We start from the raw sequence: 10,692 nt of genomic DNA, 5'->3' as shown, positions 1-10,692 counted from the left end.
AATTTTCTGAATATTTAATTTGATTAGAAGTATTTTTTATTTTTAGCCTGGTTTCATTATTTTATGTAAAACATTGCTTTTTGGGATGTTAATGGGTAAATGGGAAAGTAGATTCATATTTCCGTTTTTTATCCTTTTATGAGTATAAATTAGAGAATTGGGTACTTTAAAAGTACAGGCAGCAAGAAAAAACTTTCCACTACTGCCTGCTAATAAACGAATGACGGATACTAAAAAGGAGTGTTCTATAATGAACTTCATTTGGTCATTAATTGTAGGTGGAATTATTGGATGGTTGGCAGGGCTTCTTGTTGGAAAGAATATTCCTGGAGGCATTATTGGTAATATCATTGCTGGTTTTGTTGGTGCATGGCTTGGAACAGCGGTTTTAGGCAATTGGGGGCCACGTGTAGCTGATTTTGCAATAATCCCAGCAATTATTGGTGCAGTTGTACTTGTTCTCCTGGTAAGCTTCATTATGCGAGCATTTAGAAAAGCAGATTAAAACAATGGAAATAGATCAATGGATGTAGAAAGCCTCCTAATTTCGGGAGGCTTTTCCAATTTGAAAGATGTTATATTGAATAAATGTCGATATTTTTAAAGATATCTAATTGATCGATAATGGGTGCATGACATACCAACTTTTCTTTAGTCAGGGGGTGGCTGAATTCCATTTTAGCAGCATGCAGTGCCTGCCTTATTACCACTGGTTGTCCGCCATATAATGTATCCCCAACTATTGGGTGTCCCAAGTGACTTAAATGGACCCTGATTTGATGGGTTCTACCTGTCTCAAGCCAACATTTCACATATGAAAGCTGTTTATTTTTATCATCTTTTAACAACTGATAATGGGTAATTGCTTCCTGGCCGGTTGGAGAAATCCTTCTTTTCGTCGGATGGTGACGGTCACGGCCGATTGGTTTATTTATTGTCCCTTTTTTTTGCCGAAACAGTCCATGTACGGCAGCAATATAGGTTCTTTTTATGTCTCGTTTTTCCAACATCTTGTCTAAAATTGCTCCTGCTAACGCATGCTTGGCAAATAGGATTGTTCCTGTGGTATTTCGGTCTAATCGATGAATTTGTCGAATATTTCTTAATTCCCCTTTAGACTGTAAATAAAATGAAGCAGCATTAATAAGTGTATTTGACTCCGTCAAAGGGTTATTAGGATGAGTGTTCATAAATGGCGGCTTATTAATCACTAAAACGTGGTCATCTTCAAATAGGATGTCAATATCATAGTAATTCGGGATTACTTGGGGATCCTCGTCTTCAAAGAGCTGTATTTGCAGCGTTGTGCCGGGAGTTAGTGGCAAATTCCAATTAATACGGCTGCCATCTGCTAAAACCTTATTCTCTGTCCGAAAATGATGAGTTAATTTTTTTGGTGCTTCCCAAACCTGACGAAAAATCCCGTCAACTGTTGTGCCTTCCCATTCTTTTGGGACAATAATGTGAAACCACTCGCCTTTACGTACCGTTTTTAACATAATTTCTCCTTTTGTTATCCACTAATTACCACCGTTTATACTCCAGCAGTTATGTTATTCTTATGATATAAAATTCGTCTGAAAAAAGCGATGGCAAAGGTGGGTTACAAGTGAAAATAGTATTTGCCTCGATACCAAGTCAAGAAGAAAAAATTAATGAACTGGTGAGGTACATTTATTCTAATATTTTTCCCCTCTATTTTAATGATGAGGACATTTGTGAGTTTGAGCAGTTAAAGGTTTTGCGTTCTTTTGAAGATTATAGCACATTAAAAGATGCCTTTCAGGTGATGACGTGCATCCAAACGTTAATATCGATTCTTGAGTCTACACAACTGGATGAACAATACGAAACGGTATTTAACAAAAATGTTGAAACTCTTAAGGAATTTGGACTATTTTTTCCGTTTGATTTTGAACAATTTGTAGATGCAAAAAGGTTGAAAAACACGATGCTCAGTATGTATACTAAGGCAGACAATGAATTGATTATATAGAAAAGAGGACAGCCTGAATTTTTTTACAGGCTTTTTTATACTTTTAGTCTTAAAGGATGGATATTTTTGTTGTATGATGGAATGTGAATGGATTCACTTACAGTCTGCAGTTATTGTCGTCTAATTTCGTGGGATTTTAGAAGGAGTAACAAACGGGAACTTAGAAACAATAAATAGTAGACTGAAATAGGAGGGGACCTTTTTTGGATTGGAAAGTAATTGCAAATAGTTGGATTGAATTTAAGGGATTAGATCCGGAATTGAAAAATCAATTAGAGGGATTAAAGAAGGATGAAAAGAGTTTAGAGGAGTCTTTTTACAAGAACTTAGAATTTGGAACAGGCGGAATGCGCGGTGAAATGGGTGTTGGGACCAACCGTATGAATATCTACACTGTTCGTAAAGCTTCAGCAGGCTTAGCTGCATACATAGAAGAACAAGGTAAGGAAGCAAAACAACGTGGCGTTGTCATTGCCTATGATTCACGTCATAAATCTCCGGAATTCGCTTTGGAGGCTGCTATGACACTTGCAACAAAAGGGATTCAAACATATGTTTTCGATGAGCTAAGACCAACTCCGGAACTCTCTTTTGCTTTAAGATACCTAAATGCTTTTTCCGGAATAGTCATTACTGCCAGCCATAATCCACCGGAATATAATGGTTATAAAGTGTACGGGTCAGATGGCGGTCAGCTTACCCCTGAAGTTGCTGACGTTGTCATTGCTAGGGTAAACGAAATCGAGAATGAATTATTAATCGAGGTCGACAATGAGGAAAAATTAAGAGAGTCAGGGTTAATTAAAACCATTGGTTCAGAAATTGACCAAGTCTATATTGAAAAACTAAAAACAATTTCCGAGAATCCTGACCTTGCGAAAGAAACGGATATTAAGATTGTTTTTTCTCCTTTACATGGAACGGCAAATAAACCTGTTCGTGCCGCACTAGCTGCATTAGGGTATAAAAATGTAACCGTTGTAAAAGAACAGGAACTGCCAGACCCAGAATTTTCGACAGTAAAGAGTCCGAATCCAGAAGAACATGCTGCATTTGAATTAGCCATCCGCGATGGAAAAAAAGTAGGGGCAGACATTTTAATTGCGACTGATCCTGATGCAGACCGCTTAGGGATTGCAGTACCTAATCACGAAGGTAAATATATCGTTCTTACGGGCAACCAAACTGGAGCATTATTACTTGATTATCTGCTTTCTCAGAAAAAGGAAAAAGAAACTCTGGCGCAAAATGGTGTTATTTTAAAAACAATCGTAACCTCTGAAATAGGAAGGAAAATCGCTTCAGCTTACCAATTAGAAACGGTTGATGTATTAACAGGATTTAAGTTTATTGCTGAAAAAATTAAGCAATATGAAACAGCAGGTGAGCATACTTTCCTATTTGGTTATGAGGAGTCTTATGGCTATTTAATCGGTGACTTTGCCCGAGACAAGGACGCTGTACAAGCGGCATTGTTGGCAACAGAGGTTTGTGCTTATTATAAAAAACAAGGTATGACCCTTTATGAAGGATTGCTGCAGGTATTTAAAAAGTATGGTTTTTACCTGGAAGGACTGCACTCCTTAACATTAAAAGGAAAGGAAGGGGCAGAAATGATCCAGCGTCTTTTGACCTCCTTCCGAAACGAGCCATTAACAAACCTAGGTGAATTTAAAACTTTTGCAACGGAAGATTATCTGACAAGTATCCGCGTAACGCAAAATGGTGAAGAAAAAATTGATTTACCAAAATCGAATGTCTTGAAATATATTTTTGAGGATGGCTCATGGATTTGTCTAAGACCATCAGGAACAGAACCAAAAGTGAAATTCTACTTTGGTGTAAATCGAGAGAGTTTTGCTGAAAGTGAATCCAAGCTTCAAGCTATTAAAAAAGAATTTTTGGAGCTAATTGATAAAAAAGTGAAATTGATTAAAGAAATGTAATATTTGAACACCCCTCTTTCAAAGATATTTTCAACATGAAGGGAAGAAATAATATGTTAAAAGACCAAATTGCGATAGTTACTGGTGCATCGCGAGGAATTGGCAAGGAAATCGCAATAAAACTTGCTGAGCAAGGGATGAAAGTAACAATTGTTGGCAGTTCTTCGCAAGTATCGAATACTGCTGAAGAATTAAAGGATATGGGCTTTCCCAATATTCTCCCTGTTCAAGCAGATGTTTCAAATGAAGAGGATTTGAAGGAAGTTGTTAGGAAAACGATTGAAACCTACGGCACGGTTGATGTTCTTGTAAATAATGCAGGTGTAGGTTTCTTTAAATTAACAGAAGAAGTAACAGTAGAAGAGTGGAAGAGGGTTTTTGAGGTGAATGTCCAAGGTGTGTTCTTGGCTACAAAGGCAGTCCTTCCACATATGAAGGAGAGGAAATCCGGAACAATAATTACTATCTCTTCTGATGTTGCCCGCTACACGATCCCAAATGGTGCAGCCTACACCTCAACTAAATATGCAGTACAAGGTTTTTCCGGCTCGGTTGCCCAGGAAGTCCGCGAATACGGAATCCGCGTCGGCACCATCAATCCCGGAATGGTAGATACTTATTTTGCAGAATCAACTCAAGGCTTACCAGAGAAAAAAGACTGGCTAAAGGTCGAGGACATCGCAAATGCCGTTGTTTATATGGCGTCAGCTCCAAAGCATATGCTGATTGATGAAATCGTTTTACACCCATTCGTTCAAGAATACCCAATCGCGTAAAAAAAGCGAAAGCGCCAATTTATTTTTATAATGATAATTTTCCTAAGAAGAACGGCTTCCAACGAGGAAGCCGTTTTTTGGTGGAATTCTTTGACCCGGTTGTAAAAAATTTTCTCAAAAAAAACGGTATCCACTTTTTTTTTTAGGAAAGACTATACATCGGTATCCCTTTTACATCTGGTTCTACGTTTTCGTTAGCATGGTCGATGTAACGAAGAAGATTATATAGTTTCGTTTCAATTACAGTGTAGTCACGTTCAAAATTGTAGGCATGGAGAAATTGTTCAATCTTTTTTGATAAAAATTGGTCCTTAGTCCGTACCATTAAAATCAGTAAATTATCCCATTCTGATCGGTGCGTATAGTATAACGCTCGGTCATAATCCATTGTGTTCATTTGTTTTTTCTCCTCCTTATTAGGAGTTGAGATTATTGTATGACATTCTGACGATAACTTTCACAGAAAATGTTGGACACCCAATGATTCCGCTGTTTTCAACATTTACCTGAATAAATAATGGTCTCTTAGTAAAAAGGGGAGGTTTAATGGCTAAACTCATTAGTATCCTTATTGTTGTCTTTTTTTTATTTGAAACAGCAACACAGGCAAAAAAGGTGAAAGTGGAGAAACCATATTCTTATGAGCAGCTGGAACAAGATCTTGAAAAAATCCAGGAAAAATATAAAAGACATATTGAATTGAAATCAATTGGAACAACCCACTTTGGAAAGAATATTTGGGGAGTCAAGATCGGGAAGGGCAAAAAAAATATCGTATTAATCGGTGCACATCATGGACGTGAATGGCTAACGAGTGCACTTTTGATGAAAATGCTTAAGTCCTATGCTGAAGCATATCAAGGTTCGGGGAAAATCGGATTTACTTCCACAAATATTCTTAATGAGGTTTCTATTTGGTTTATACCAATGTTAAATCCAGATGGTGTATCTATTCAACAAAATAACATGACAGGGTTTCCAGCTATGCATATACAACGATTGTTGATCATGAATGAAGGATTAAACAACTTTGAAAGATGGAAAGCCAATGGCATGGGTATAGACTTAAACAGACAATACCCAGCAGGGTGGAAAGATCTAAATCAAGAACCAGGAGAACCTAGTTATAAATTTTATAAAGGGAAAAAGCCGCTGGAATCTAAGGAAATAATTGCTTTAACCAAGTTTATTAAAGAAATTAACCCTTCTATTGCCATAGCTTATCATACAGCTGGAAGAGAGATTTTTTGGAATTATAAAAATGGTAAATATCTTAGACGGGATTATAAAGTGGCTAAAAAAGTCGCTAATTTAACAGGCTATAAATTAGCGAAACCTGATCCAAATGCAGTGGGTGGAGGATTTACCGATTGGTTTATCACAACATATCACAGACCGGCCATGACGATTGAAATTAGCTATCTTGTTGGTGAAACAAGCCCCCCCCTAGCTGTATTAAAAAAAGAATGGAAACGAAACAAATATGTTGGACTTAAGCTTGCAAAAGAAGCCAAGAAACTGACGAAATAAATTCATAATGATTCATTCCCAGGGAAAGCTAAATTTATCAGAAAATAAAGGTGGTAATAGGGATGAAAAAATATTTAGCAGCTATCCTGATTATGTGTTCTCTTATTATTAACTTTCAAAAGCCAGGATTTGCTCAAAAACCTAATCATTAAAGTACAAGAAAAAAATCAGATTATCTTTGTGACAATTAGAGTTAATCATGATATAAGAAATAATAAACTTCTTAATTTAACGGTTGAGACCCAAAAAGAATAAGCGAGATTGCTTACTGTTTTTTGCTTCTTTCTCATCATTCCTGCCTTAGCCTCATACATTGTGGTAAGAGGAAAAGGGGGAGTGGCGAATGAATGTTGAAGGTCGCAAGCAGCTTGAATATGCCATTAGTGAAATTACTGAAATCGCAAGCGGCTTTGGTTTGGATTTTTATCCGATGCGATACGAAATTTGTCCATCTGAAATTATTTATACCTTTGGTGCCTATGGAATGCCGACCCGATTTTCACATTGGAGCTTTGGGAAGCAATTTCATAAAATGAAACTGCATTATGATTTAGGACTAAGCAAAATATATGAACTTGTTATTAACTCAAATCCATGTTATGCCTTTTTACTTGATTCTAATACCCTTATTCAAAATAAACTGATTGTTGCTCACGTATTAGCCCATTGTGATTTCTTTAAGAATAACGTTCGCTTCCAAAATACAAAGCGGGATATGGTCGAAAGTATGGCAGCAACAGCAGAAAGAATCCATCAATATGAAATCCAATATGGAAAAAGGGAAGTAGAAACCTTTTTAGACGCTGTGTTGGCTATTGACGAACATATTGACCCATCGCTCATGAGGCCAAAGCTTTCCTGGTCTATTGGAGACGATGAGGAGGATGAAGATGATGATCATCAAGTGGTAACGCCCTATGATGATCTTTGGAAGTTGGATGAAAAAGATAAAAAGGAGACCCTTCAACCGAAGAAAAAGAAATTTCCCCCAAGACCTGAAAAGGACTTATTACTATTTATCGAGACCTACAGCAGAGAGCTTGAAGATTGGCAGCGGGATGTCTTAACTATGATGAGGGAAGAAATGCTCTACTTTTGGCCCCAGCTTGAAACAAAAATCATGAACGAGGGATGGGCTTCGTATTGGCATCAACGAATTTTACGGGAAATGGATTTAACAAGTGGTGAATCTATCGAATTCGCAAAATTGAATGCCGGGGTTGTTCAGCCATCCAAAACAGGGATAAACCCATATTATCTTGGCATAAAAATGTTTGAGGACATTGAAGAACGGTATAATAACCCAACAGAGGAAATGAAGTGTAGAGGAGTACAGCCTGGTTCAGGCAGGGAAAAAATGTTTGAAGTTCGAGAAGTTGAATCGGACATTTCCTTTCTTCGGAACTACCTAAATAAGGATCTCGTCATGAGAGAAGATATGTATCTTTTCCAAAAGCAAGGACGAGATTATAAAATTGTTGATAAAGAGTGGGAGCATATCCGAGACCAGCTCGTGAATATGCGGGTAAACGGCGGATTTCCATATATTACGGTCAATGATGGCGACTATTTGAAAAATGGTGAGCTATACTTAAAACACTGGTATGAGGGTATCGAGCTTGATGTTAAATACCTTGAAAAGGTAATCCCTTATATCCAGCAGCTGTGGGGCAGACCGGTTCATATTGAAACAATTATTGAAGAAAGAAAAATGCTATTTTCGTATGATGGAAAGAGCGTTCATAGAAAGTATTTATAAGGTGAAACTTCAATCAGTAGAAGTTCTTACTGCCTGTTAATGCGGAATAAAAACAAAGGAGGATGTCTCCAACAGGTTAGACCTGTTGGAGACATCCTCTTAAAGCTGTTTATTATAGTGAGGAAAGTTCTTTTTCTAATGCATTTTCTACGGTTACATAATCATAACCAAGATCTTTTGCTACCGCTTCGTAAGTGATTTCTCCATTGGCAACATTCACACCAAGTTTTAAAGCAGCATTTTCAGAAATGGCTTTGAAAACCCCTTTATTTGCAATTTGCAATGCGTATGGTACCGTAACGTTTGTTAAGGCGATGGTCGAAGTTCTTGGTACAGCACCAGGCATATTTGCAACAGAATAGTGGACAACACCATGTTTTACAAATGTAGGGTTGTCATGTGTTGTCACATGATCAGAGGTTTCAACAATTCCACCTTGGTCAATCGCAACATCGACAATAACTGAACCTTGCTTCATTGATTTAACCATTTCTTCTGAAACAAGCTTAGGAGCCTTTGCACCTGGGATTAATACAGCACCAATAAGAAGATCGGCTTCTGCTACTGCTTCCGCGATGTTAAATGGATTAGACATTAATGTTTTGATTTGATTTCCGAAAATGTCATCCAGTTGGCGTAAACGGTCAGCACTTAAATCGATGATGGTTACATCAGCACCTAAACCGATTGCCATTTTAGCAGCGTTGGTACCAACAATACCGCCGCCGATAATCGTTACCTTGCCGCGATTTACACCCGGTACGCCTGCAAGCAGGATTCCTTGGCCACCGTTATTTTTTTGCAAGAATTGTGCCCCAATTTGGGCAGCCATACGGCCGGCAACTTCACTCATTGGTGTCAGAAGTGGAAGGGTTCTATTTACCGCAACTGTTTCATAAGCGATCGCAATTACACCATTCTCTTTAAGTGCTTTTGCTAATGAAGGCTCTGCAGCAAGGTGTAAATAGGTGAATAAAATTAATCCTGGTCGGAAGTATTGATATTCACTTGATAGTGGTTCTTTGACCTTCATAATCATTTCTGATTTAGCCCAGACATGTCCAGCGCTTTCAAGGATCTCAGCACCAGCTTTTGCATAATCATCATTGGTGAAACCGCTTCCAATTCCGGCGTCTTTTTCCACTAATACAGCATGACCAGCATTCAGTAATGAAACGACACCTGCAGGCGTAAGTGCTACACGATTTTCATTGTTTTTAATTTCTTTAGGTACTCCAATAAACATCCCTAATTCCTCCCCTAATACCTTTGAAAGTTTTTGCTATGGCTAAAGTATAAAATGTTTGCCACAGAATTTCTTTGTTAAGAAAGGAGAAATATTTTTATTGTTTTTGGGGATTTTCACAAATTGTTCAAATCCCCTTATATTTTTCGAGTTTCAAATCAAGGTAAAGGATCATTTTTTGATTGGGGTCCTTGAAATTAACATCTCCAATTTCAGTGATTCGCTTTAAACGATAATTTAGTGTGTTGGCATGGACATTTAATTCTTTGGCGGCATCATTAATATTGTTATCTAAATTTAAAAACACTTCTAATGTTTCGACAAGATTACTGTTATGTTTTTTGTCATACTGATGGAGACGTTTTAATGAGTAATTTTCATAGTCTTCATTTCGTCTTTTTTCTAGAATAAGTTCAAAAAGCTGGTAAATTCCTAGCTTTTGATAATTATTAATGTTCTTTGTCTCAATTGGGAATTTTTCTTTAATCGACAAAACTGCTAATGCTTCTCCAAAAGCTTTGCCGATTAATTGATAATCCATATAAATACTGCTATATACAGGAGTGATTTCCTTAATTCCGTATCGATCATCCATCTTCCAAATGAATGTCTGGACAAAATGGTCAAGCTCATGAAAAGGTTTATCGATATTGGTTGCGGATACTAATAGAATAAGTTGATTGCAGTCAATTGTATTAAGCATAATTTTCAAACGTTGGTTTGTTTTTAACAGATAGGATATTGACTGCTCCTCATTGCTTGTGATATTTTGCCGAAATTGAAATACGACAACGGCAAAGGATGGGGCGGGCGTGATTTGCATTGATTGGAATTTTTCGGTAATTTCCTTTTCACCCTTTAGGTGGCCGGTTAATAGTTTCCAGAAGAATTCTTGTGAATGCTCTTCCTTTTTATTTTTTCTCGTTTGCAGCTGAAGAAGTTTATTTTTTGCAGCATCTGCCGCTTTTTTTAGTAAATCAAAATCTTCATCTGTTAATCTTTTATCAATTTCTATCGCCCATATAAACCCTAAAACCTCGTCTTGCTTCCAAATAGAGATCGCCACTCTATTATTAAGTCCAATATCATTCATATTTTTCACACGAATAGGGTCCCGGGTCCTAAGTAGTGTTGGAATTGTTCCTTCTTTCCATAATTGATTGATAACCTTTTCCGGTACTCTTCTGCCAATAATTGTAGAAACTCTTGCAGGATCGGTGCGTTCATCATGAGTACTGTAAGCAAGAAGGCGATGGTTTGCATCCTCGATCGTAATTGGGCACTTCAAAACTTGGCTAATGAGGTCGGCGAACTCATCTAAACTTTCAAAAGCAGTTTTAAAGGGGTCATGTTGTCTAGCATTCAAAATGAAAACCTCCACAATATATATATAGAACTATTTTAGTTTATTTTTTTTGATTAGCAAAAAAATATTATGT

Annotated in this window: 10 protein-coding genes; 6 read left to right on the top strand and 4 right to left on the bottom strand. The window is 37.2% G+C overall.

Annotated features, from left to right (window positions below):
- Positions 1 to 250 precede the first annotated feature (250 nt).
- Positions 251 to 505: a GlsB/YeaQ/YmgE family stress response membrane protein gene (locus V7150_RS21445; RefSeq protein ID WP_335522328.1), complete on the top strand. Its 255-nt coding sequence runs from the start codon at positions 251 to 253 to the stop codon at positions 503 to 505.
- A 70-nt stretch (positions 506 to 575) separates the two neighbouring features.
- Here V7150_RS21445 and V7150_RS21440 read toward each other — a convergent pair whose 3' ends face one another.
- Positions 576 to 1,499 (bottom strand): RluA family pseudouridine synthase, encoded by a 924-nt coding sequence (locus V7150_RS21440; RefSeq protein ID WP_335522326.1) that lies wholly within the window; start codon positions 1,497 to 1,499, stop codon positions 576 to 578.
- A gap of 110 nt (positions 1,500 to 1,609) precedes the next feature.
- On the opposite strand from V7150_RS21440, the gene V7150_RS21435 reads away from it, so the two are divergent.
- The 3 genes from V7150_RS21435 (at position 1,610) to V7150_RS21425 (ending at position 4,718) form a co-directional block, all read left to right on the top strand.
- Positions 1,610 to 1,996, top strand: a complete 387-nt coding sequence (locus tag V7150_RS21435; protein ID WP_335522324.1) for a YhcU family protein — start codon at positions 1,610 to 1,612, stop codon at positions 1,994 to 1,996.
- A gap of 203 nt (positions 1,997 to 2,199) precedes the next feature.
- Positions 2,200 to 3,942: a phospho-sugar mutase gene (locus tag V7150_RS21430; RefSeq protein ID WP_335522322.1), complete on the top strand. Its 1,743-nt coding sequence runs from the start codon at positions 2,200 to 2,202 to the stop codon at positions 3,940 to 3,942.
- A gap of 53 nt (positions 3,943 to 3,995) precedes the next feature.
- On the top strand, positions 3,996 to 4,718 hold the full coding sequence (locus V7150_RS21425) for an SDR family oxidoreductase (protein WP_335522320.1): 723 nt from the start codon (positions 3,996 to 3,998) through the stop codon (positions 4,716 to 4,718).
- A 142-nt stretch (positions 4,719 to 4,860) separates the two neighbouring features.
- On the opposite strand, the gene V7150_RS21420 is transcribed toward V7150_RS21425, so the two are convergent.
- Positions 4,861 to 5,115 (bottom strand): YhdB family protein, encoded by a 255-nt coding sequence (locus V7150_RS21420; protein ID WP_335522319.1) that lies wholly within the window; start codon positions 5,113 to 5,115, stop codon positions 4,861 to 4,863.
- A gap of 149 nt (positions 5,116 to 5,264) precedes the next feature.
- On the opposite strand from V7150_RS21420, the gene V7150_RS21415 reads away from it, so the two are divergent.
- Together V7150_RS21415 and V7150_RS21410 are read left to right on the top strand one after the other, a co-directional pair.
- Positions 5,265 to 6,248, top strand: coding sequence for a M14 family zinc carboxypeptidase (locus V7150_RS21415; RefSeq protein ID WP_335522318.1), 984 nt, complete (start codon positions 5,265 to 5,267; stop codon positions 6,246 to 6,248).
- Between the two features lie 343 nt (positions 6,249 to 6,591).
- Entirely contained in the window at positions 6,592 to 8,007 is a 1,416-nt protein-coding gene (locus V7150_RS21410) for a SpoVR family protein (RefSeq protein ID WP_335522316.1), read from the top strand.
- Between the two features lie 112 nt (positions 8,008 to 8,119).
- On the opposite strand, the gene ald is transcribed toward V7150_RS21410, so the two are convergent.
- Both ald and V7150_RS21400 read right to left on the bottom strand, forming a co-directional pair.
- Entirely contained in the window at positions 8,120 to 9,253 is a 1,134-nt protein-coding gene (gene ald, locus V7150_RS21405) for an alanine dehydrogenase (RefSeq protein WP_335522314.1), read from the bottom strand.
- 127 nt (positions 9,254 to 9,380) lie between these two features.
- Entirely contained in the window at positions 9,381 to 10,619 is a 1,239-nt protein-coding gene (locus V7150_RS21400; protein WP_335522311.1) for a PucR family transcriptional regulator, read from the bottom strand.
- Positions 10,620 to 10,692: the final 73 nt, after the last annotated feature.

The sequence above is a fragment of the Neobacillus drentensis genome (assembly GCF_036965245.1).
Classification (GTDB): Bacteria; Bacillota; Bacilli; order Bacillales; family Cytobacillaceae; genus Neobacillus; species Neobacillus drentensis_G.
This window is presented reverse-complemented; position numbering and strand designations above follow the sequence as displayed.